This is a genomic window from Pseudomonas fuscovaginae SE-1, assembly GCF_000364705.1.
GTDB lineage: Bacteria > Pseudomonadota > Gammaproteobacteria > Pseudomonadales > Pseudomonadaceae > Aquipseudomonas > Aquipseudomonas fuscovaginae_A.
Genome location: NZ_AQOH01000058.1, coordinates 1 through 22,567, shown reverse-complemented (window position 1 = coordinate 22,567; position 22,567 = coordinate 1). Strand labels below are relative to the sequence as shown.

Annotated in this window: 22 protein-coding genes; 12 read left to right on the top strand and 10 right to left on the bottom strand. The window is 64.2% G+C overall.

Annotated elements, in window-relative coordinates:
• Positions 1 to 65: 65 nt before the first annotated feature.
• Together htpG and K675_RS0106580 are read left to right on the top strand one after the other, a co-directional pair.
• On the top strand, positions 66 to 1,970 hold the full coding sequence (htpG, locus tag K675_RS0106585; RefSeq protein WP_026144987.1) for a molecular chaperone HtpG: 1,905 nt from the start codon (positions 66 to 68) through the stop codon (positions 1,968 to 1,970).
• Between the two features lie 65 nt (positions 1,971 to 2,035).
• On the top strand, positions 2,036 to 2,764 hold the full coding sequence (locus tag K675_RS0106580; RefSeq protein ID WP_017902718.1) for a dienelactone hydrolase family protein: 729 nt from the start codon (positions 2,036 to 2,038) through the stop codon (positions 2,762 to 2,764).
• 181 nt (positions 2,765 to 2,945) lie between these two features.
• Here the strand turns inward: K675_RS0106580 and K675_RS0106575 are convergent, their stop codons facing one another.
• Both K675_RS0106575 and K675_RS0106570 read right to left on the bottom strand, forming a co-directional pair.
• A complete protein-coding gene (locus tag K675_RS0106575; protein ID WP_017902717.1) occupies positions 2,946 to 3,815 on the bottom strand; it encodes a pirin family protein in 870 nt (289 codons plus the stop codon).
• A 59-nt stretch (positions 3,816 to 3,874) separates the two neighbouring features.
• Complete coding sequence (locus K675_RS0106570) at positions 3,875 to 4,291, bottom strand: OsmC family protein (RefSeq protein ID WP_017902716.1); 417 nt, start codon at positions 4,289 to 4,291, stop codon at positions 3,875 to 3,877.
• Here K675_RS0106570 and K675_RS32915 point away from each other — a divergent pair.
• Positions 4,290 to 4,454, top strand: coding sequence for a hypothetical protein (locus K675_RS32915; RefSeq protein WP_157383915.1), 165 nt, complete (start codon positions 4,290 to 4,292; stop codon positions 4,452 to 4,454). The two genes, K675_RS0106570 and K675_RS32915, sit on opposite strands and share 2 nt — an antisense overlap.
• Before the next feature lie 74 nt (positions 4,455 to 4,528).
• Here the strand turns inward: K675_RS32915 and fabB are convergent, their stop codons facing one another.
• The 5 genes from fabB to K675_RS0106545 all read right to left on the bottom strand — a co-directional run bounded on the left by fabB (position 4,529) and on the right by K675_RS0106545 (position 11,425).
• Positions 4,529 to 5,749, bottom strand: coding sequence for a beta-ketoacyl-ACP synthase I (fabB, locus tag K675_RS0106565; protein WP_026144986.1), 1,221 nt, complete (start codon positions 5,747 to 5,749; stop codon positions 4,529 to 4,531).
• 11 nt (positions 5,750 to 5,760) lie between these two features.
• On the bottom strand, positions 5,761 to 6,276 hold the full coding sequence (gene fabA, locus K675_RS0106560) for a 3-hydroxyacyl-[acyl-carrier-protein] dehydratase FabA (RefSeq protein WP_017902714.1): 516 nt from the start codon (positions 6,274 to 6,276) through the stop codon (positions 5,761 to 5,763).
• A gap of 237 nt (positions 6,277 to 6,513) precedes the next feature.
• Complete coding sequence (locus K675_RS0106555; RefSeq protein ID WP_017902713.1) at positions 6,514 to 8,409, bottom strand: ATP-binding protein; 1,896 nt, start codon at positions 8,407 to 8,409, stop codon at positions 6,514 to 6,516.
• The gene (locus tag K675_RS0106550; RefSeq protein ID WP_232434400.1) at positions 8,406 to 9,347 is read right to left on the bottom strand and encodes an ABC transporter substrate-binding protein; all 942 of its coding nucleotides are present in this window, start codon (positions 9,345 to 9,347) and stop codon (positions 8,406 to 8,408) included. The genes K675_RS0106555 and K675_RS0106550 overlap by 4 nt, the downstream gene beginning before the upstream one ends.
• Before the next feature lie 2 nt (positions 9,348 to 9,349).
• Positions 9,350 to 11,425: a TonB-dependent receptor plug domain-containing protein gene (locus K675_RS0106545; RefSeq protein WP_017902711.1), complete on the bottom strand. Its 2,076-nt coding sequence runs from the start codon at positions 11,423 to 11,425 to the stop codon at positions 9,350 to 9,352.
• Positions 11,426 to 11,673: 248 nt separating this feature from the next.
• On the opposite strand from K675_RS0106545, the gene K675_RS0106540 reads away from it, so the two are divergent.
• Genes K675_RS0106540 through sixA form a run of 3 tightly spaced genes read left to right on the top strand, consistent with a single transcriptional unit; the run spans position 11,674 to position 13,503 of the window.
• Positions 11,674 to 12,699: an NAD(P)H-dependent glycerol-3-phosphate dehydrogenase gene (locus tag K675_RS0106540; RefSeq protein WP_017902710.1), complete on the top strand. Its 1,026-nt coding sequence runs from the start codon at positions 11,674 to 11,676 to the stop codon at positions 12,697 to 12,699.
• Between the two features lie 22 nt (positions 12,700 to 12,721).
• Positions 12,722 to 13,057 (top strand): DUF4389 domain-containing protein, encoded by a 336-nt coding sequence (locus tag K675_RS0106535; protein WP_017902709.1) that lies wholly within the window; start codon positions 12,722 to 12,724, stop codon positions 13,055 to 13,057.
• Positions 13,054 to 13,503, top strand: a complete 450-nt coding sequence (sixA, locus tag K675_RS0106530) for a phosphohistidine phosphatase SixA (protein ID WP_017902708.1) — start codon at positions 13,054 to 13,056, stop codon at positions 13,501 to 13,503. The genes K675_RS0106535 and sixA overlap by 4 nt, the downstream gene beginning before the upstream one ends.
• Before the next feature lie 6 nt (positions 13,504 to 13,509).
• On the opposite strand, the gene K675_RS0106525 is transcribed toward sixA, so the two are convergent.
• Complete coding sequence (locus K675_RS0106525) at positions 13,510 to 14,178, bottom strand: pentapeptide repeat-containing protein (protein WP_017902707.1); 669 nt, start codon at positions 14,176 to 14,178, stop codon at positions 13,510 to 13,512.
• 359 nt (positions 14,179 to 14,537) lie between these two features.
• Between K675_RS0106525 and K675_RS0106520 the strand changes: the two genes are divergently transcribed.
• From K675_RS0106520 to K675_RS0106495, 6 genes are all read left to right on the top strand, one after another.
• A complete protein-coding gene (locus tag K675_RS0106520; RefSeq protein WP_017902706.1) occupies positions 14,538 to 16,193 on the top strand; it encodes an AMP-binding protein in 1,656 nt (551 codons plus the stop codon).
• 25 nt (positions 16,194 to 16,218) lie between these two features.
• The gene (locus K675_RS0106515) at positions 16,219 to 16,662 is read left to right on the top strand and encodes a hotdog fold thioesterase (protein WP_017902705.1); all 444 of its coding nucleotides are present in this window, start codon (positions 16,219 to 16,221) and stop codon (positions 16,660 to 16,662) included.
• 111 nt (positions 16,663 to 16,773) lie between these two features.
• The gene (locus K675_RS0106510) at positions 16,774 to 17,583 is read left to right on the top strand and encodes an alpha/beta fold hydrolase (RefSeq protein ID WP_017902704.1); all 810 of its coding nucleotides are present in this window, start codon (positions 16,774 to 16,776) and stop codon (positions 17,581 to 17,583) included.
• Positions 17,580 to 18,434, top strand: coding sequence for an alpha/beta hydrolase (locus tag K675_RS0106505; RefSeq protein WP_017902703.1), 855 nt, complete (start codon positions 17,580 to 17,582; stop codon positions 18,432 to 18,434). The genes K675_RS0106510 and K675_RS0106505 overlap by 4 nt, the downstream gene beginning before the upstream one ends.
• A gap of 129 nt (positions 18,435 to 18,563) precedes the next feature.
• Positions 18,564 to 19,382: a DUF4892 domain-containing protein gene (locus tag K675_RS0106500; RefSeq protein ID WP_017902702.1), complete on the top strand. Its 819-nt coding sequence runs from the start codon at positions 18,564 to 18,566 to the stop codon at positions 19,380 to 19,382.
• A gap of 71 nt (positions 19,383 to 19,453) precedes the next feature.
• A complete protein-coding gene (locus K675_RS0106495; RefSeq protein ID WP_017902701.1) occupies positions 19,454 to 20,506 on the top strand; it encodes an AI-2E family transporter in 1,053 nt (350 codons plus the stop codon).
• Between the two features lie 200 nt (positions 20,507 to 20,706).
• Here the strand turns inward: K675_RS0106495 and xopAW are convergent, their stop codons facing one another.
• Both xopAW and K675_RS0106485 read right to left on the bottom strand, forming a co-directional pair.
• Positions 20,707 to 21,540 (bottom strand): XopAW family type III secretion system calcium-binding effector, encoded by an 834-nt coding sequence (xopAW, locus tag K675_RS0106490; RefSeq protein WP_017902700.1) that lies wholly within the window; start codon positions 21,538 to 21,540, stop codon positions 20,707 to 20,709.
• 114 nt (positions 21,541 to 21,654) lie between these two features.
• A partial coding sequence (locus tag K675_RS0106485; protein ID WP_017902699.1) for a sensor histidine kinase occupies positions 21,655 to 22,567 on the bottom strand: 913 nt, incomplete at its 5' end.

The window sequence follows — 22,567 nt, the reverse complement described above, 5'->3', positions numbered from 1 at the left end:
TGATGACAACCCGCCGCCAACGCCTGAACGGGCGGCCATTGCCATCCAATTGGAGTTTGATGACCATGAGTGTGGAAACTCAAAAGGAAACCCTGGGCTTCCAGACCGAGGTGAAGCAACTGCTGCACCTCATGATCCATTCGTTGTATTCGAACAAGGAGATCTTCCTGCGCGAATTGATCTCCAACGCCTCCGACGCTGTCGACAAATTGCGTTTCGAAGCCCTGTCCAAGCCCGAGTTGCTGGAAGGTGGCGCCGAACTGAAAATCCGTGTGAGCTTCGACAAGGACGCCAAGACCGTCACCCTCGAAGACAACGGTATCGGCATGAGCCGTGACGATGTGATCACCCACCTGGGGACCATCGCCAAATCCGGCACGGCCGACTTCATGAAAAACCTCTCCGGCGACCAGAAGAAGGACTCGCACCTGATCGGTCAGTTCGGCGTGGGCTTCTACTCGGCCTTCATCGTTGCCGAGCAGGTCGAAGTCTTCAGCCGCCGTGCGGGCCTGGCGGCCAGCGAAGGCGTGCACTGGTCCTCGAAGGGCGAGGGCGAGTTCGAAGTCGCCACTATCGACAAGGCCGACCGTGGTACCCGTATCGTCCTGCACCTGAAGTCCGGTGAAGAGGAGTTCGCCGACGGCTGGCGCCTGCGCAACATCATCAAGAAGTACTCCGACCACATCGCCCTGCCGATCGAACTGCCGAAGCAAGCCGCGGCCGCCGAAGGCGAAGAGAAGCCTGCGCAGGAGTGGGAAACCGTCAACCGCGCCAGCGCCCTGTGGACCCGTCCGCGTACCGAGGTCAAGGACGAGGAGTACCAGGAGTTCTACAAGCACATCGCCCATGACTATGAGAACCCGCTGAGCTGGAGCCACAACAAGGTCGAAGGCAAGCTGGAATACAACTCGCTGCTCTACGTGCCGGCCCGTGCGCCGTTCGACCTGTACCAGCGTGAAGCGCCGAAGGGCCTCAAGCTCTACGTGCAGCGCGTATTCGTCATGGACCAGGCTGAATCCTTCCTGCCGCTGTACCTGCGTTTCATCAAGGGTGTGGTCGATTCCAACGACCTGTCCCTGAACGTCTCGCGGGAAATCCTGCAGAAAGACCCGATCATCGATTCGATGAAGTCGGCACTGACCAAGCGTGTGCTCGACATGCTGGAAAAACTGGCGAAGAACGAGCCCGAGCAGTACAAGGGCTTCTGGAAGAACTTCGGCCAGGTCATGAAGGAAGGTCCGGCCGAAGACTTCGCCAACAAGGAAAAAATTGCCGGCCTGCTGCGTTTCGCCTCGACTCAGGGTGACGACGGTGAGCAGGTGGTGTCGCTGGCCGAGTACCTGGCGCGTGCCAAGGAAGGTCAGGACAAGATCTATTACCTCACCGGCGAAACCTACGCTCAGGTCAAGAACAGCCCGCACCTGGAAGTCTTCCGCAAGAAAGGCATCGAAGTGCTGCTGCTGACCGACCGCATCGACGAGTGGCTGATGAGCTACCTCAACGAATTCGATGGCAAGAGCTTCGTCGATGTCGCCCGTGGCGACCTGGATCTGGGTAGCCTGGACTCGGAAGAGGACAAGAAGGCTGCCGAGGAAGTCGCCAAGAGCAAGGAAGGCCTGGTGGAGCGCCTCAAGACCGCCCTGGGCGACGCCGTCAGTGAAGTGCGGGTTTCCCATCGCCTGACCGATTCGCCGGCGATCCTGGCGATCGGCGAGCAGGACCTGGGCCTGCAAATGCGCCAAATCCTCGAGGCCAGTGGGCAGAAGGTGCCGGATTCCAAGCCGATCTTCGAATTCAACCCGAGCCATCCGCTGATCGAGAAGCTCGACGCCGAGCCGGACGAAGACCGTTTTGGCGATCTGTCGCACATCCTGCTCGACCAGGCGGCCCTGGCGGCCGGCGACAGCCTGAAGGACCCGGCGGCCTACGTGCGCCGACTGAACAAGCTGCTGGTTGAGCTGTCGGTCTGATAACGCTGTAGAAAAACCCGCTTCGGCGGGTTTTTCATTTTTGGGATGTCCTTACGGAGTATGTAATGAGCCAAATCACTGTCAGTTCCGTGGTCTATCAGGTCGATGGCCAGTCCTATGAAGGTCGCCTGGCCTTCGATGCCAGCCACCAGGGCGCGCGTCCGGGCCTGCTGATGGCACCGAACTGGATGGGCGTGGGCGCCGGCGCGGAAAAGATCGCCCAGTCGGTGGCGGCCAAGGGTTATGTGGTGTTGGTCGCCGACCTCTATGGCCAGTCGGTACGTCCGCAGAACGGCGATGAAGCCGGTGCGGCGATGATGCCGCTGAAGAACGATCGGGCCGAGCTGCGCAAGCGCATGCAGGCCGCGTTCAAAGCGCTGCAGGGGCAGGTGCTGGCGCCGGTCGACACCTCGAAGCTGGCCACCTTCGGTTTCTGCTTCGGTGGCTGCTGCTCGCTGGAACTGGCCCGTACCGGTGCGCCGCTGAAGGCCGCCGTCTCCTTCCACGGTACGCTGGACACGCCCAACCCGGCGGATGCCCACAACATCAAGGGCTCGGTGCTGGTGCTGCATGGCGCTTGCGATCCGCTGGTGCCGCGGGAGCAACTGCCAGCGTTCGAAGAGGAAATGAATGCCGCCGGGGTCGACTGGCAACTGCTCAGCTACGGCGGCGCGGTGCATTCATTCACCGATCCGCATGCCAATGTGCCGGGCAAGATGATGTATGACGCGAAGACCGCCAGCCGGTCCTTCATGGCCATGCACAATCTGTTGGAAGAAGTATTCGCGGGCTGAGATCCCCGTCTCGCTCCCAAGGGGGCGCCATGCCTGTGGGAGCGGACACCTGCCAAGTGACCACAGTCGTACTTCCGGCTGCCACAATACCGGTGCCCGGCACTGTATCGTGGCAGCCAGCTTGCTGGCGATAGCGCTCCCGAGAGCAGCCAAGGGGGTTGTTGGTAGGGCGGGGCGGGCCTTAAGGCCGTACAGGCAACTCGATCCGCCCGTTTTCCCCCGGCACCTGCGGCCAGTCTCCGGCCGCCCAGCGTGCGCGAGCCTGGTCGATCAGTGCCGGATCGCTGGCGACGAAGTTCCAGTTCATCCTTCTCGGCCCATCCAGCGGCGCACCACCGATGAGTACCAGGTGCACCTCGCCCTCGGCCGCCAGGGTCGGGCTTGCGCCCCTGGGCAGCACCACCAGGCTCAGAGGGTCGAGGCGTTCGCCATCGAGCTCCACGTCACCTTCGAGCACATACAGCGCCCGCTCCTCATGCTCATCGGGGACCAGCAGCGTGGTCGCCGGCTCCATCTGCACCTCGGCATAGATCGTGGGCGACAGCACCGGTACCGGAGACCTCAGGCAGAAGCCGCTGCCGGCGATCAGTCGGATTTTCACCCCCAGGTGCTCGCTGGTCGGCAGACTGGCGGCCGGGTGATGGCTGTAGTGGCCGGTTCCCTGTTCATGCTCCCGGGGCGAGGCCAGCCAGACCTGCAGGCCATGCAGCACGGAGCCGCTGGCGGTGAGGTCGGCCGGCGTACGCTCGACATGGGCAATGGCGCTGCCGGCGGTCATCCAGCTCACTTCGCCAGGGCCGACCCGCTGGTCGGAGCCCAGGCTGTCCTTGTGCTGCAACTGGCCTTCGAACAGGTAGGTCAGGGTCGACAGGCCGATATGCGGATGCTGGCGGATATCCATGCCGTTGCCCGGTGCATAGCGGGTCTGCAGCATGTGATCGAAAAACACGAAGGGACCGATGCTGCGGCACTGGGCCGAGGGCAGGGGGCGCAGTATGGGTTGACCTTCGACATCCTCGGCACGAGGACGAATCACCAACGGTGTACTCATGGGGTTTCCAGGCTGGGCGGGTAATGCACAGAGCATAACCCGCTTTGGCTCGGTTGCCCCTACTGGCTGAAGGCACCTTCGGCCAGCAGCGTCTCGATGTTGACGTCAGTGGTCGTCATCAGTTTGTGGATCGGGCAGCGGTCGGCGACCTTGTGCAGTTCCTCGCGCTGGGCGTCGCTCAGCACGCCCTTGAGGGTGAGCTTGACCTGCAGGCCATACTTGCCTTTCTGTTCCTGGCTGCTGTCGCGCTTGACCTCGACGGTGACACCGGTCAGCGGGATGCCTTTCTTCTGTGCGTACAGCTTGAGCGTCAGCGCCTTGCAGGTGCCCAGCGCGGTGTCGAAGTAGTCGTGGGGTTCCGGCGCGGAGCCTTCGCCGCCGACGCTTTTGGGCACATCGGTGAATAGAAGGTGGTCATCGATCTGCACGCTGTGGCGAAAACCTTCGCTGGATTCGGTGTTGATGGTGATGGTCATGATGAACCTCCTGAAGAACGTGACGGGAAAGTCCCTGAATCTTAATAGAACGCTGCGCGATGATGGTGTTCAGCTTCATTTCGCGGTGAACCGTGTCGCGGCGCTTGCATCGGTGCTCTCAAGCGTTTTGACCCGGCGTAAAACTACAGATTGTCCGGTTTGAGGGGGCAGATATCACGGGCAAAAAAAACGCCCCGAACCAGTCGGGGCGTTTTTCAGATCGCGATCAGGCCGGGCTTACTTGCCCTGCCAGCGCTTCAGGACCAGGGTGGCGTTGGTGCCGCCGAAGCCGAAGCTGTTGCTCATCACGTTGTTCAGCTTGACGTCTTCGCGAGTCTTGGTCAGTACCGGCAGGTCGGCGACTTCCGGATCCAGCTCTTCGATGTTGGCGGAGCCGGCAATGAAGTTGCCTTCCATCATCAGCAGGCAGTAGATCGCCTCGTGCACGCCGGCAGCGCCCAGCGAGTGGCCGGACAGGCTCTTGGTCGAGCTGATCAGTGGTGCCTTGTCGCCGAAGACTTCACGCACGCCTTTCATTTCCGCGACGTCGCCGACCGGAGTCGAGGTGCCGTGGGTGTTCAGGTAGTCGATCGGGCCATCAACGGTGGACATCGCCATCCGCATGCAGCGCACAGCGCCTTCGCCGCTTGGCGCAACCATGTCGTAGCCGTCGGAGGTTGCGCCGTAGCCGACGATTTCGGCGTAGATCTTCGCGCCACGGGCGAGGGCGTGTTCCAGCTCCTCGACCACCACCATGCCGCCACCGCCGGCAATGACGAAACCGTCACGCTTGGCGTCGTAGGCACGGGAGGCTTTCTCCGGGGTCTCGTTGTACTGGGTGGACAGGGCACCCATCGCGTCGAACAGGAACGACTGGCTCCAGTGCTCTTCTTCACCGCCGCCGGCGAAGACGATGTCCTGCTTGCCCATCTGGATCTGCTCCATGGCGGTACCGATGCAGTGGGCACTGGTGGCGCAGGCCGAGGAGATCGAGTAGTTCAGGCCCTTGATCTTGAATGGAGTGGCCAGGCACGCGGAAACGGTGCTGCCCATGGTGCGGGTCACGCGGTAGGGACCGACACGCTTGACGCCTTTTTCACGCAGGGTGTCCAGCGCTTCCATCTGGTTCAGGGTCGATGCGCCGCCGGAGCCGGCGATCAGGCCGGTGCGCGGGTTGGAAACCTGCTCTTCGCTCAGGCCGGAGTCGGCGATTGCGTCCTTCATGGCCAGGTAGGCGTAGGCCGCCGCGTGGCCGACGAAGCGATAGATCTTGCGGTCGATCAGTTCTTCGAGGTTGAGGTCGATGGAGCCGGAAACCTGGCTACGCAGACCCATTTCGGCATATTCCGGGTTGTAGCGGATGCCAGGGCGGCTTGCACGCAGGTTAGCGGAGACGGTCTCTTTGTCATTGCCCAGGCAAGAAACGATGCCCAGACCAGTGATAACGACGCGGCGCATGCGGATAACCCTTAGAAATTGTCAGTGGAGGTGAACACGCCGACCCGTAGGCCTTCGGCAGTGTAGATTTCGCGTCCGTCGACACTGACCGAACCGTCGGCGATGGCCATGTTCAGCTTGCCTTTGAGGACGCGCTTGATATGAATGTTGTAGGTGATTTTCTTGGCGGTCGGCAGGACCTGGCCGAAGAATTTCACTTCGCCCGAACCCAGGGCGCGGCCACGGCCCGGCAGGCCCTGCCAGCCGAGGAAGAAACCGACCAGTTGCCACATGGCGTCGAGGCCCAGGCAGCCTGGCATCACCGGATCGCCTTCGAAATGGCAGGCGAAGAACCACAGGTCCGGAGTGATATCCAGCTCGGCGACCAATTCACCTTTGCCGTACTTGCCGCCCTCTTCGCCGATATGGGTGATGCGATCCACCATCAGCATGTTCGGGGCGGGCAGTTGCGCGTTACCTGGGCCGAACAGCTCACCGCGACTGCAGCGCAGCAGTTCTTCCCGGGTAAAGGCGTTTTGTTTGGTCATGCGAGCTCCTCAATAGTTCCATGCGGCAGGGTGGGGTGTAGCTCCCCGGCCGATCGAAGCCCTCATGCCTCGAATCGACAGCCTACCCATAGACTATTGCGTTGTAGTGAAAGTCACAGCACAAGGGACATGAATGTACACTTGTGCACTGAAATTTTGAATCAAGCCGCTCTCACGGCTCGTTCGGGTGCCTAAGACTGCCGCACTTTCGCCTTTCACGCCAGTCGCACGTGGCATTCAGGGCACCCAGCGCTGCAGAATCCGCTGCAGGTCGGTGCGTTTGAAAGGCTTGGCCAGATAATCGTTCATCCCCGCCTGCAGGCACTGTTCGCGGTCGCCCTGCAGGGCGTTCGCGGTCAGGGCGATGATCGGCAACCGGTCGGCGTCGTGGAGTTGGCGGATCTGTCGGGTGGCCTCGTAGCCATCGACGAGCGGTAGCCGGCAGTCCATCAGAATGGCGGCGAAACTGCCGTTCCTGATCTTCTCGACCGCCTCGACACCGTCATGGGCCAGGCTGACCTCGAAGCCCAGGCTGCGCAGCATGGCTTCGATAACGGTCTGGTTCACCGGGTTGTCCTCGACCAGCATCACCTTGCGTCCTTCGCCGTGCCCGGCCAGCAGTTGCGGGAGTTTTTCCGGTTCGGCCACGCGGTGCAGGGCCAGCGGGATTTCCAGGGTGAACACCGAGCCCTGGCCCTCTTCGCTGCGCGCGTGCAGGGTGCCGCCCATGCGCTCGGCCAGGGTCCGCGCGATCGGCAGGCCGAGGCCGGTGCCGCCATAGCGCCGGGAAATCGAACTGTCGGCCTGCTGGAACGCGTCGAACATCAGTTCCAGGCGTTCGGCGGAGATGCCGATGCCGCTGTCGCGCACCGTGCAACTGAACCAGATCACCTCGTCGTCCAGGCTCTGCCAGGCCGGTTCGATGCTGACGCTGCCTTGCTCGGTGAATTTCAGAGCGTTGCCCACCAGGTTGACGAGGATCTGCCGGATCCGCGTCGGGTCGCCCTTGACCTGCAGTCGCTCCAGGCCCGGCGGCAACTGCAGGTTCAACTGCAGTCCGCGCTGCACGGCACTGTGCTGGAAAGCCTGGACGCAACTGCTGATCAGTTCGCCGAGGCCGAACGGGATGTGTTCCAGTTCCAGCGCCGAGCGCTCGATTCGCGAGAAGTCGAGAATGTCGTTGATGACCTTGAGCAGGTGCTCGGTGGACTCCGAGGCCAGTGCCGCATACTCGGCCTGTTCCTCGCTCATGTCCGTGGTTTCGAGCAGTTGCAGCATGCCCAGTACGCCGTTCATCGGCGTGCGCAGCTCATGGCTCATCATCGCCAGGAAGTCGGACTTGGCGTTGTTCGCCCGTTCCGCTTCCTCGCGGGTCTGGATCAACTGGGCAATGGCCTGATGCTGTTCACGGCTGGCCTGTTCGAGGCCGCTGGCGAGGTTGTTGATATGGCGTGCCAGGTCGCCCAGTTCGGTGTCGTCCGGCACCGGCAGCGGGGTCTTGTAGTCGCCCTGCTGGATGGCCTTGACCGCATGGCCCATGGCGCTGATCGGTTGCGACAGGTTGGCGGCCAGGCGGCGGGCCAGCAGGAAAGTGAAGAGCAGAGCGAACAGGGCGAGGATCCCGGCCTTGAGCAGGATTTCCTGCTGGCGCTGGTTGAAGGCGCCGTTGGACATGCCGACGATCACCCGGCCGAGGTAGTCTTCGCCGGTCACTGTCGGGTTGGGGTAGGTGCCCTGCAGGAAATCGCTGTCGAGCTTGATCCGCTGCAGACGGACCGGTGCCTGGAAAATCTCGACCTGCTGGGAACGGCTGTGGCCCTCGGCCGGTTGTTCGACATACACCAGGATGTTGTTGCTACGGTCCTGGACCTCGAGGAAACGCACGTGAGGGGTGGTCAGGCTGGCCTTCATCAGGGTTTCGAGGACGTCATTGTTACCGGATATGACGCCGTACTCGGTCGCCGGAGCCAACTGGTTGGCGATCAGTTGACCGGTATGGTTGAGCTCCTGGCGCAGGTCCTGGATCCGCACGAAGGTGAAGAAACTGATCAGCAGCAGGGTCAGCAACAGCGCCGGGCCGAGGCTGATCATCTGGGTACGGGCGTTGATGCCCCAGTGCCGGCGAAGTTTCATGGGCGGTGTTCTCCTTCGGCCAGCCGGGTGGCGATGGACGCTTCGTCGATCACCTCGAGACTCAGCGAACGGGCAACCTGTGGGTTGCTCAGTACCTTGAACCGCGCCGGGTAGAGGGTGCGCGGCCAACTGGAGGGCGGCTTGTCGAGCAGGCTGTCGAGGATCGCCAGCCAGTCGTTCTGGTCGCTGTAGCTGCTGGCCAGGCTACCGGCCCTGACGAAGCCGGCGTTCGGGCCGATCAGCGCCAGTTGCCGGGCATAGCTGCTGAGCAACAGGTTTTTCGCGGTCTTGGGGTTGTACAGCGTCGGATCGTCGATCCCCAGCAGCACGTCGCTGCTGCGCAGCAGGTTCTGCAGTGGGCGGCTGTCGGCGGTGTTGTTCCAGCGTTCGGCGACGATCTCCAGGTCCAGTGGCCGGGCCGCCTGGCGCAGTTCGTCGAGCAGGAACTCGCTGTCCGCGTCATAGAGCACGCCGACCCGGCGGGCCTGTGGCAGCACGGCGCGGATCAGGTGCAGTTGCCGCCACGGTGGCGGGTCGCTCCAGAGCAGGCTGAGCGTATTCGGCTGTTGTTCGCCCAGACGCTGGCGGGCCTGCAGCCGGCTGATGCGCAGCACCAGGGTCGGTGGCCCCTGGTGATCGGCCAGACGCCAGTCGAGGCTGGGCGGATCGAGCAGGATCAGCCGCGTGCCGGCGGGCAGCTTGCTCGGGGCCGGCAACTGTCCGAAAGGCACGAAGCGCACCCGGTCCTCGGGGCGCTGCCTGGCCAGCGCGTTGGCGAAACCTTGCACGCCGGGGCTGTCCTCGGCGCCGGTGAGCAGCACATCGGCGGCCCGCGCCTGCGGCAGGGGGTGGCAAACCAGCAGGGCCAGCAGGCATGCCGCCAGCCTGGACAGCCAGCCCATGCAGACCCGTGTCATCCTTGACCGACTATCGCTCATGCTCAGAATTCCAGCTCGGCGCTGAAGTAGAGGACCTGGCGCTGGTCATAGTTGTTGTCGGGCCAGGTGAGGGGCTGGTTGTCCAGGCGCTGCTGCATCACCCCGGCCAGTTCCAGGCTGGCCCTGTGCAGCGGAATGCGCTTGGCGACGCGCAGATCGACCCGCTCGAAGCGGTACTGGTTGATCGCATCGTCGCCGTAGTAGAACAGCGAACTCGACCAGCCGGCGCCCCAGTCACGCATCCAGCCGGCCGAGCCGCTGTTGCGGGCGGTGAACCTGGCATCGGCGGAGTTGCTCGCCTGCACATCGACGTAGGCGTAGGTCAGGCGCAGCCGGTCGGCGCTGCCCAGGCGCCAGTCGAGCTGGGTTTCGCTGCCGGTGAAGCGCGCATTGTTGGCGTTGCTGGCGATGAACTGGTTGTTGCGCAGGGGCGTGCTGACCATCGAGGTGATTTCGTCGTAGAACAGCTTCACGTCGACGTTCAGCCCGATGTCCACGAAATAGCCGTTGTAACCCAGCTCGCGCGAACGCATCAGCTCCTTGTCGAGGTCGCCCGGGCCACGGGTCTTGACGAAGTACTGGCCGCTGTTCCGGCCGTAGGTCGGCGAGTCCAGGTTGGTCACCCGGTAGCTCCAGTTGACGTTGTTCTCGAACATGTCCGGCGAGCGGATGGCTTCCGAATACACGGCGCGCAGGCCATGGCGCGGGTTGATCAGGTAGTTGACGGCAAAACGCGGAGTCAGCGAGTCGCCCGTCAGTTGCGTGTATTCGTACATGGCGCCGCCCTGCAGCAACCAGTGTTCGCTGGCGCGCCATTCGAGCTGGCCGAACAGGCGCCAGGTGTTGTCGTCGAGCGTGCCGTTGAAATAGGTTTCGGAGTCCGCCCGGTCATAACGATAGTTCATGCCGCTGACCAGGCGCAGGCTGTCCGACAGGCTCAGGGTGTCCTGCAATTCCAGGTCATAGCGGGTTTCGCGGGTGCTCTGGTCGATGTTGCCGCAGACCGTGTCACTGCCGCCGTTGCTCCATTGATCCAGTACCTGGCTGGCCAGGGCCTGCTCGGCGGCACTGCCGGCCGGTGGGCTGCCGGCCGAATAGTTGGTCATGTGACGTGCGAGGTTTTCCGCGTAGTTGGGGTTGAGCTGCCACAACTGGGTCAGTTGCGGGCTGAACGACACCTTGGCATCACAGGCGCGCCAGACCTGCTGGCGATCCCAGTGCTGGGCCGAGCCCTGGACGTACAGGCTGTGCCGCGGGCTGAGGTCGAGGTTCCAGCGCAGGGAGGCGGCGTAGTCCTTGGCCACCACGTCGGAGTTGTTGCCAGCCTTCTGGATGCCGGGAAACACCGCCTGGTAGGTGTAGGGCCGCTGGTTGGTACCTTCCTTCGCATTCAACTGCCAGTCGATGCTCTGGCTTTCGTCGAGCATCTGGCTGACCGACAGGTTGAAGCGGTTCAGGCGCCGGCTGTCGCGGTAGTCCGCACCGACGCGATCGCTGTCGAAACCATCGTCCTGCTGGCCGGACATCGACAGGCGCAGGTCGCCGGTGTCCCAGCCGAGGCCCTGGCTGGCGTACCAGTCATTGATGCCTCGCTCGCCACGGGTGACCTTGAGCCGTGAACCGTGGGTGCTGCCGGGCGACTTGGTGAGAATGTTGACCACCGCCATCAGCGCATTCGCGCCATAGCTGACGGTGTTCGGGCCGCGGAACACCTCGATGCGCTCGATATCCTCCAGGGCCACCGGAATGTCGCTCCAGTCCACGGTCGCCAGGCCCGCCCGGTACACCGAGCGGCCGTCGATCAGCACCTGCATGCGCCGCGCGTTGCTCGCGTCGGTACCGTGGTAGTTGATCGCCGCCTGGTTGCCGTTGGTGTAGCCGACCATCATGCCCGGCACCAGGCGCAGCAGTTCGGCGATATCGCGGGCACCGCTGGCCTTGATCAATTCGTTGTCGATCACCGTCATGCTGCCGGGGACCGAGGCCGGGGATTGTTTCAGCCGCGTGGCGGTCAACACCTCGGGGAGCGGCTGGTTTTCCAGGAACAGATCGTCGGCCAGCACGGGAGTGCTGAACATCAGCGCCAGGAGGACGAAGGCGTGGTGAAAGGGCGGGCCAGAAGACACGGATCAACCTTGATCGCAGGTAATAGCCGCCCATGTTAACCGAGCTGGACGGGTTTGCCATGGCACAGAGCCTGCATTCCGTCCGCGAGCGCGGAAAAATCCTCGCGTCAGAGCGTCGCGTGCCGAATGCGTTTGGGACTGGCTGCCGCCCGGTGGCTCCGTATAATGCGGCCATCGCCATTGGTAAAAACGGATTGCATATGACTGAACAGCACCCTATTGCGGTCCTGGGGGGCGGGAGCTTCGGAACCGCCGTGGCCAATCTGCTGGCCGAGAACGGTCATCGGGTGCGCCAATGGATGCGTGACCCCGAGCAGGCCGAGGCCATTCGTGTCAATCGCGAGAATCCACGCTACCTCAAGGGCATCAGGATTCACCCGGCGGTCGAGCCGGTGACCGACCTGGCCGCGACGCTCGATGGCTGCGAACTGTTCTTCGTCGCGCTGCCGTCCAGCGCCCTGCGCAGCGTGCTGGCCGAGCATGCCGAGCGCCTGCGCGGCAAGCTGCTGGTCAGCCTGACCAAGGGTATCGAGCCCCAGACCTTCAAGCTGATGAGCGAAATCCTTGCGGACATTGCCCCACTGGCGCGGATCGGCGTGTTGTCCGGGCCGAACCTGGCCCGTGAAGTGGCCGAGCATGCCCTGACCGCCACCGTGGTCGCCAGCGAGGATGAGGAACTCTGCAGCCGGGTCCAGGCGGCCCTGCACGGCAGCACCTTGCGCGTCTATGCCAGTGCCGACCGCTTTGGCGTCGAGCTGGGCGGAGCATTGAAGAACGTCTATGCGATCATTGCCGGGATGGCGGTGGCGCTCGGTATGGGCGAGAACACCAAGAGCATGCTGATCACCCGCGCGCTGGCGGAAATGACCCGGTTCGCCGTGAGTCAGGGCGCCAACCCGATGACTTTCCTCGGCCTGGCCGGGGTCGGTGATCTGATCGTCACCTGCTCCTCGCCCAAGAGCCGCAACTACCAGGTCGGTTTTGCCCTCGGCCAGGGCCTGAGCCTGGAAGAGGCGGTCAACCGCCTGGGCGAGGTCGCCGAAGGGGTCAATACCCTCAAGGTGCTCAAGGCCAAGGCCCAGGAACTGAATGTCTATATGCCGCTGGTGGCCGGTCTGCATGCCATCCTGTTCGAGGGGCGCACGCTCGAGCAGGTGATCGCCCTGCTGATGCGCGGCGAGCCGAAGACCGACGTCGATTTCATTTCCACCAGCGGTTTCAACTGATTCCACGCAACAGGAGCAAGACATGAATGAAGCCAAATATGAATCCATCGTGCTGCGGGTGCTGTGGATGCTGGTGTTCCTGCTGGTCTGGCAGGTCGCGCAGTTCATTCTCGGCGCCGTGGTGCTGATACAGCTGGCCTACCGGCTGTTCTACGGCGCGCCGAGCGGCAACCTGATGAACTTCGGCGACAGTCTCAGCCAGTTCCTTGCCCAGATCGGCCGTTTCGGCACCTTCCACAGCGACCAGAAGCCCTGGCCGTTCGCCGACTGGCCGGCCCCGCGCGCGCCGGAAGGCGAGGCGCCGCACAGCGTCCCGCCGGCGTCGCATCCGGTGCGTGACGAGGAACCCAAGCTATGAAACTCTGGGTGTTGCGCCATGGACAGGCCGAGCCCCAGGTGAGCAGTGATGCCGAACGCAGCTTGACTGTCCATGGCCGGCAGGAAGTGTTGCGCAGTGCCGCTCACCTGATCGGTCAACCCTTGGCGGCGATCTATGCCAGCCCCTACGTGCGAGCCCAGCAGACCGCGCAACTGGTGCGCGATGTGCTGGGGTTCGAGGCGCCGATCATCACCGCGCCCTGGTTGACTCCGGACACTCACCCGGCGCGGGTGCTGGAGCAGCTCGATACCGCCGACAACCTGTTGCTGGTCAGTCACCAGCCGCTGGTTGGCAGCCTGATCAGCCTGTTGGAAGCGGGCCACCTGCGCACCCCGCAGCCGATGAACACCGCCAGCCTGGCGGAGCTGCAAGGCGATTGGCCACTGGCCGGGGCGATGACGCTCAACGGCGTTCATCACGTCTGAGCGTCTTCACGGGGTCAGCACGGCCCCGTTCAACTCGCTGCGAGCCTGCCTCAGTGTCATCGTGTTGACCTTCGCGCCCTTGAAACTGCACTGCTCGAAATAGCCCGAGAGCATGGCGTGTCGCAGGTCGCAATGGTCGAAGTTGTTGCCCTTGAACCCGCTCGAGAGCATGGCGCCCTTGAGATTGGCCGCCATGAAATTCGTCTCGTGATACTGGCCGAAGAAGCGCACCCCGGCCAAGTCGCCGCCGCTCAGATCGACACCGGTCATGTTGACGTTGGTCACCTGCAGGGTGCGCAGTACCTCACAGATCGCATGCTTGTTCCATTCCTTGAACGGCCGACGGATGTCGATATCGTCGAGGAGCCGTTCAGCGGTGCCGTCGTCGAGATTCGCCGCGATGTTCAGGGCGCAGTGCTTCAAGGCCTTGGTCAGCGGTGGAGAGAGCGTGGTCGATACCCGCAGGTCGAACAGCTTCTTCTGGACATGCAGCGACACCCGGCCGCCGCCCTCCAGCGGGACGCCGTCCCAACTGCGCAGGATATTGGGGAAGCGCAGGGTGCTGGCCACCATCAGTTCGAGCAGGCCGCCCAGAGGATAGGCGCGCAGCGTGGGGCTGGCGCCGAGAAAGGCCCGTGCCGAGTCCAGCGAGTCCTTGAGCCCCAGCAGGGTCATGTCCCTCTCGATCCTTGACGGTTCCGACGCCGGGGATTGTCCTGGCCAGGGCTGCCGGGGGCGCTCCGTTCCGGCCGCGGCAGGGTGCTGTCCCGCCGGTATGCGGCGACCGCGCAAGGGAATGAAGCTTCGCAAGAGATTGCCTATCGTCGACATGGACGCCTCTCAAAGGGCTGGGAAACCGGGAATTCGACCCGAGCCCGAACCACCCGGCTATCAGATTCCACCCTTGTTTCGTGCCGTCCGGCACCCCTGCGGGAGGGGATGGACTTGCAGTGCCGTCCCGCCCGTGAAATAGTGCACCAAGCAAGTGCTTGGTTGGTTCGTCTCCGGAATAAAAACAAAAGGGAGGGAGTCTCATGTCTGCCGCTTTTCGTTTGCCGCTGGAAGTCTTCTACGAGCGCGAGGCTCGCCATCCCCACCAACCGTACCTGGTCCAGCCGGTCGGCGGCGGCCAGGTCCAGACGCTGAGCTGGTCCGAGGTCGGCCGCCAGGCCCGCTGCGCGGCCCATTGGCTGCGGGCGCGGGAACTGCCCGCCGGCAGTCATGTGGCGATCATTTCGAAGAACTGTGCCCACTGGATCATTGCCGACCTGGCGATCTGGATGGCCGGGCATGTCTCGGTGCCGCTGTACCCCAACCTGACCGCGGAATCCGTTGCCCAGGTGCTCGAGCACGCCGAGGTCGTGCTGGCGTTCATCGGCAAACTCGACGATTGGCCTGGCATGTCGGCCGGGGTCAGGCCGGGCTTGCCGACCATCAGCCTGCCGCTGTGCCCGCCGGGAGCGTTCGATTCGCGCTGGAGCGATCTGCTGGCCTGTCCGCCGATCCAGGACGATCCGCGGCCCGCGGCGGAGCAACTGGCGACGGTGATCTACACCTCCGGCACCACCGGCCAGCCCAAGGGCGTCATGCACAGTTTCGCGACCCTGTCGTTCGCCGCCAATAACGCCATCGGCCTGTTCGGCCTGGGGGAGGGCGATCGGGTGTTGTCCTACCTGCCGCTGTGTCATGTGGCTGAGCGGATGTTTGTCGAGCAGGCGTCGATCTTCACCGGGCAGACGGTATTTTTCGCCGAAAGTCTGGAAACCTTTCTGGTCGACCTGCGGCGCGCGCGGCCCACGGCGATGTTTGGGGTGCCGCGGATCTGGAGCAAGTTCCAGATGGGCGTCTACGAAAAAGTCGCTCCGGCGCGGCTGGATTTTCTGTTGCGCCTGCCGCTGCTCGGGCGGCGGGTCGGAAACAAGATACTGGCCGGGCTGGGGCTCGATGCCCTGCGCATCGCCCTGTCCGGTGCGGCACCGGTGCCCCGTGAGCTGCTGCACTGGTACCGGCGCCTGGGACTGGAGGTGCTCGAAGTCTATGGCATGACCGAGAACAGCGGTTACTCGCATATCTGCCGGGTGGGCCGGCACCTGCCGGGATGGATCGGCGAGGCGTGCCCGGGCGTCGAGGTGCGTATCGACGAGCGGGGCGAGGTGCTGGTGCGCAGCGGGGCGACCATGCTGGGTTATTACAAGGAACCGCAGAAAACCGCCGAAGCCCTCACCGCCGATGGCTTCCTGCGCACCGGCGACAAGGGCGAGCAGGATGCGGGGGGCAACCTGCGCCTGACCGGAAGGCTCAAGGAGATCTTCAAGACCAGCAAGGGCAAGTATGTGGCTCCGGCACCGATCGAGAACCGCCTGGCGGCCAATGCCTGGCTCGAGCAGGTCTGCGTGGTCGGCGACGGCCTGCCGGCGCCGCTGGGGCTTTGCGTGCTCTCGGCCAGCGCCGGCCAGACGCCGCGGGCGAACCTGCAGGCGGGGCTCGCGGCCCTGCTGGAGGAGGTCAACCAGGCCCTCGACAAGCATCAGCGCTTGCGCGCGCTGGTGGTGGTGAAAGATAGTTGGACGGTGGAAAACGGTTTTCTCACGCCCACGCTGAAGATCAGGCGGCCGGTGATCGAGCAGCGCTACGGTCCGTGTTTCCAGGGCTGGAGCGAGCGCGGGCAACCGGTACTGTGGCAGGAATGACAGACAAGAACAGAGGGATTGCAAGATGGCCTTGTGGCGCACCGTTCCAAATATCGACCAACTCAATGCCTCGGCGAAGAACACCATCAGCGAGGTGCTGGACATTCGCTTCGAGTCCTTCGACGAGCAGTCGCTGACTGCCAGCATGGTGGTCGACCATCGCACGCACCAGCCGTTCGGCCTGCTGCATGGCGGCGCCTCGGTGGTGTTGGCCGAGACCGTCGGTTCGATGGCCAGCTACCTGTGCGTCGATACCAGCCAGTACTACTGCGTGGGCCTGGAAATCAACGCCAACCACCTGCGTGGCGTGCGCAGCGGGCGCGTGACGGCGGTGGCGACGGCGATCCACATCGGCCGCAGTACCCACGTCTGGGACATCCGCCTGAGCAGCGACGACGGCAAGACCAACTGCGTCTCGCGCCTGACCATGGCCGTGGTGCCTTTGGGCCAGACTCCGCCGAGCCGCTGAGCGGCGCCATAGGCTTGACCGGACTGTCATCATTCCTGGCAGTTACGGTCATTGCTGGCGGCGGGTGTCCTGTCGACAATGGACATCTGTTCTCCCTGAAATGGTTCCGGTATGTCGCAACACGTGTTCTTCGCCCACGCCAACGGCTTTCCCTCGGGTACTTACGGCAAGCTGTTCGCCGCCCTGTCACCGGAGTATGAGGTTGCCCATTTGCAACAGCATGCCCACGACCCGCGTTTCCCGGTGGACGACAACTGGCGCAACCTGGTCGATGAACTGATCCACCACCTCGAACGGCAGCCCGGCCCGGTCTGGGGCGTCGGTCATTCCCTCGGCGGTGTGCTGCACCTGCATGCGGCCCTGCGCCGCCCGCAATTGTACAAGGGGGTGGTGATGCTCGACTCGCCGGTGCTGACCCGTACCGACCAGTGGGTGATCCGCGCGGCCAAGCGCCTGGGCTTCATCGACCGGCTGACCCCGGCCGGGCGCACCCTGGGCCGGCGCGAGGAGTTCAGCGACCTGGAAGCCGCGCGCCAGTACTTTGCTGGCAAGCGCCTGTTCCGCGAGTTCGACCCGGATTGTCTCGACGCCTATCTGCAGCATGGTCTGCGTGCCGAGGGCAACCGCCTGCGCCTGAGCTTCGATCCGGATACCGAAATCAGGATCTATCGCGGTGTGCCTCATACCAGTCCGGGTCTGGCCCGTCACCTGAAGGTGCCCTTGGCCGTGGTGCGTGGCCGTTCGAGTCGTGTGGTGATGCGCCATCACACCCGCGCCGTGAGGCAACTGCCCCAGGGTGAGTCCCTGAGCATGCCCGGCGGCCACATGTTTCCGCTGGAACGTCCGCAAGACACCGCGCAACTGCTCAAGGACATCTTCACCCGCTGGGAGCGGCGTGCCAGCGAAGGGCGGCAGCCATGAGCGCGGCGGTCGAGGAGGTGCGCCTGAGTCTGCCGCATATCGAGTTGGCGGCCCATCTGTTCGGCCCGGAAGATGGGCTGCCGGTGATCGCCCTGCACGGCTGGCTGGACAACGCCAACAGCTTCGCCCGCCTGGCGCCGAAGCTGAAGGGGCTGCGCATCGTCGCTCTCGACATGGCCGGTCACGGGCACTCCGGGCATCGCCCGGTCGGTGCCGGTTATGCGCTCTGGGACTACGTGCATGACGTGTTGCAGGTGGCCGGGCAACTGGGCTGGCAACGTTTCGCCCTGCTCGGGCATTCCCTCGGCGCGATTGTCTCGGTGGTGTTGGCCGGCGCCTTGCCCGAGCGGGTTTCGCACCTGGCGCTGATCGATGGCGTGATTCCGCCGACCGCCAGCGGCGAAAGCGCGGCCGAGCGCCTGGGCATGGCCTTGCAGGCGCAGTTGCGGCTGCCAGACAAGCGCAAATCCGTGCACCCGAATCTGGACCAGGCCGTCGAGGCGCGCATGAAGGGCCTGGTGGCGGTCAGCCGCGAGGCTGCCGAGTTGCTCGCCCAGCGCGGGCTGATGCCGGTTCCGGGTGGCTACACCTGGCGCAGCGACAATCGCCTGACCCTGGCCTCGCCCTTGCGCCTGACCGAAGAGCAGGCCATGGCCTTCGTCCGTCGGGTGGCCTGCCCAGCGCAACTGGTGGTGGCCGAGGAGGGCATGCTGGCGCAGCACCGCAGCCTGCTGGAGCAGCTACCCTTCAGGCAACAGGTGCTGCCCGGTGGCCATCACCTGCACCTGAACGACGAGGCCGGGGCAGCCCTTGTTGCAGACTGTTTCAATCGCTTCTTCGCCATGCCTTGACTTGCGCCCGGCAACTGTCGAGGCTGGGCGGGTTGAAAGGGAGACAACCATGCCAGACCTCGCTACTGCCACGACTTCGTGTCGTTCCGCTCCGGCACTCGTGCCGCCTGTTCAGGCGCTGCCGATCCGATGAAGTTATCCACAACCCTGGCCGGGGCTCTCGGCCTGGCCTGTTTCAGCGGCGTACTGCTGGCCGCTGATGTGCCGGGCAGCCATGATCTGCCGCTGGTGCCGCGCCTGGCCGATGCGCAGATCGTCGACTACCGGGCACCGACCGAGCTGGAGCGCATTTATCCACAAGGCTCGATTCGCAAGATCAGCAATCGGCTGCGCAGCGAAGGCCAGGTCAACGCCCGTGGGCTGATGACCTCGGTAACCTACGAGCTGCCACCGGAACATACGGCCAACGAGGCCTTTACCGTGGCGCGCGAAGCCTTGCAGAGGCAGGGCGCGCAGTTGCTGTTCTGGTGCCAGGCCCGTGATTGTGGCGAGAACAGCCTGTGGGCCAACGAGGTCTTCGGCAATTCGCTGCTGTCCGGGGCCGATGACCAGCAGGCCTACCTGTTGCTGCGTCTGGCGGCGCCACAGGAGGATTCGCTGATGGTCCTGTACAGCATTACCCGCGGCAACCGGCGGGCGTACCTGCATGTCGAGCAATTTGCCGCGAACGCGCCGCTGGGCGAGTTGCTGCCAACCTCGGCAACCCTGTCGCGCGAGTTGCGCGACACCGGCAAGCTCGATCTGCCGGCACTGGTCGGCGCGCCGCAGGTCACCTGGATCACCCTGATATCCCGGGGCCTGAACCTCGACACCACCTCCCGCATCAGTCTTTCGGGCGGCTCCGCCGAAGCCTGGCGCCAGGCGCTGGTGGCCGCGGGCGTCAGGGCGTCGCGGCTGGAACTGGGCGACAGCCGCACCGCTGGCCTGCATCTGGAACTGTTGCGCTAGTCGCGGCAGGGGCGAACGCACGCTCGTGGGTTCGCCTAAGCTTTCCTTTCTGACCTTTTTGTGGAATCCCCATGCTCAATAATGATCGGCTGTTGGTGCAGATACTGCTCCTGGTGCTGTTTGGTGCCAGCCTGTGGGTGATGGCGCCGTTCTGGTCGGCGCTGTTCTGGGGGGCGGTGCTGGCGTTTGCCAGCTGGCCGCTGATGGTGTTGCTGACGCGCCTGCTGGGTGGGCGTGAATCGTTGGCTGCCGGCTTGCTGACCCTCGGCTGGACGGTCCTGGTGGCCGCGCCGCTGGTGTGGCTGGGACTCAACCTGGCGGACCATGTGCGCGATGCGGTGACGTTCGTCAGGGATGTGCAGGTCGATGGTCTGCCCGAGGCGCCGGCCTGGCTGGCGGGGGTGCCGATCGTCGGTGAGCGGCTGGTGGGCTTCTGGAACACCGTCGACCAGCAGGGGGCGGCGCTGATGGTGGCGGTCAAGCCGTACCTGGGGCAGGTCGGCAACTGGCTGCTGGCCCGTAGTGCGCAGATCGGCGGCGGGATTCTCGAGTTGACCCTGAGCATCCTCTTCGTGTTCTTTTTCTACCGGGATGGTCCACGGCTGGCGGCGTTCGTGCTCAGCCTGCTGGAGCGGCTGATCGGCGAACGGGCCGGTTACTACCAGGAACTGGTGGCCGGCACCGTGCAGCGGGTGGTCAACGGCGTGATCGGTACGGCGGCGGCCCAGGCCGTACTGGCCCTGATAGGCTTTCTCATCGCCGGGGTGCCCGGCGCGCTGGTGCTGGGGCTGGCGACCTTCCTGCTCAGCCTGATTCCCATGGGGCCGCCGCTGGTATGGATTCCGGCCACGGCCTGGCTGGTGTGGAAGGGCGAGTACGGCATGGCGGTGTTCCTGGGCATCTGGGGCACGTTCATCATCAGTGGCGTGGACAACGTGCTCAAGCCCTACCTGATCAGCCGGGGGGGCAACCTGCCATTGGTGGTGGTATTGCTGGGTGTGTTCGGCGGATTGATCAGTTTTGGTTTCATCGGCCTGTTCATCGGTCCGACTCTCCTGGCAGTGGCCTACAGCCTGCTGCTCGACTGGAGCGCGAGCCAGGGGCGGCGCGAGGAGAAAGTCTGACATTTATCGGTAGCGTATTCCGCAGTTGCGCAAGCCGCACCGCCAGCTCCTACAGAGCCCCCGTTGCACGTCTGTTCTGTGCACGATTAAAGACCTGTAGGAGCCGGCTTGCGGGCGGCCATCCAACACAACCCGCAGCGCTGTAAATATCGCTATCGCCAGCAAGCCGGCTCCCACAAGGTGGGCGGTGTCTGCAAGTATCAGGCCGCAGCCGCGGTGCTGCTGGTCGCGGTCACGGTATTGCGGTTCTGATACTGGGTATTGAGGTTGACCAGCAGCCGGCTGAGAGCTTCGGCAATGTTTTCCTGGGCCGTCTGAGTCGTGGTGCGGGTGGTGCCGCTGGCGTCTGCCAAGGCCTGGAGCAGTACGGCACTGGCGGTGTTGCTGGTGTTGGCCGTCGTGGTGCTGCTGGCAGTGTTGGCGCTGCTCGCACAGTTGTCAGTGGTGCCCTGCAATGCGCTGGCCAGTTCGGCCTGGCTGATGCTGCCATCACCATCGGTGTCCAGTTGACTGAACAGCTGGCTGCTCGACAGTTGTGTCGGCGGCGGTGGTGGCGCGAAGGCCGCGGCCAGTTCGTCGACACTGAGGCTGCCGCTCGAGTCCTTGTCCAGGGACGAGAACAGCGAGGCGCTGTCAGTGCTGATGCCCGCATTGGTCAGGCCGGTGTTCAGTTCGTCGTTGCCGAGGGTACCGTCAGCATTGGTGTCCAAGGCCTTGAGCAGGGCATCGGCCAGTTGGGTGTCGGGGGCGCGATCAGCGCGTTCCGGGCGCTTGAGCGCGGCCAGTTCGTCGAGGCTGATACCGCCACTGCTGTCGCTGTCGAGCGAGGTGAAGTTCTGGCTCAGGTCGGCGAGCAGCTTGTTGTCGCTGTCCTTGGACAGGGCGCTGCTCAGTTCATCCTGGCTGACGGAACCGTCGCCGTTGGTGTCGAGCTTGGCGAGCAGTTGCTTCTGGAATTGTTGCTGGCGTTGCGTGGCCGTCGTCGTGCTGTTGTAGCCGACGTAGCTCAGTAGACTGCTGACGCTACCGATCATGGTGCTCACTCCCTAAGTGTTGGCTGGGCCGGTGACGGTGCACCGGCTCATGCAGACTCCCAGGGACAGGTGTCGAGGGTATGTAGGCTTTGTACCGGTCGGTACACAGGGCGCTCAGGCGCGGGGCAGGGTGACCACGGCGGTCAACCCGCCGCCTGGGGTTTCCTCCAGTTGCAGCTCGCCACCCAGGCGCTGCGCGGCCTCCCGGGCGATGGTCATGCCCAGGCCGACGCCGCCGGAGTTGCGGTTGCGCGAGCCTTCCAGGCGGTAGAACGGCTCGAACACCGCTTCGCGCTTGTCGGCGGCGATGCCGGGTCCGTGGTCGATGACCCGGATGATCAGCCGTCGTCGGCTGTCCTCCAGGGTGATCAGGGCATCGCCGGCATAACGCAGGGCGTTGTCCATCAGGTTGTTCAGGCACGAGCGCAAGGCCATCGGCTGTACCAGCAGCGGCGCGCAATGACCGCTGGCGCGGACCTGGGCGCCCTGGTCCTGGGCGTTCTCGCAGAGCGACTCGACCAGGGCCTGCACGTCCATCCACTGCATGGCTTCGCTGGTGCGCTGTTCATGCAGGTAGCTCAGGGTGGCGTCGAGCATGCCGATCATGTCGTTCAGGTCCTGACGCATCTGCCCTTGCAGTTTCGCATCGTCGATCTGTTCCAGGCGCAGCTTGAGGCGCGACAACGGCGTACGCAGGTCGTGGGACACCGCACCGAGCATGCGCCCACGCTGTTGCACCTGCTCACGGATGCGCTGCTGCATCAGGTTGAAGGTGGCAGCGGCCTGGCGGGCCTCCCATGGCCCGGTTTCATCCAGCGGCGGACTGTCGAGGTCTTCGCTCAGGCGTTCAGCCGCCTCGCTCAGGCGCTGGATTGGCCGGGAGAGCAGCTTGGCGCCATACCAGGCGGCGATGATCAGCGCGATGAACTGGAAGGTCAGGGGCACCAACGGCCCTCCGAACCACGGCCGGGGCGGACGCCGAAAGTGTGGCGGTGGCGGCCCCAGGCGCGGATCGAAATTCTGCGCC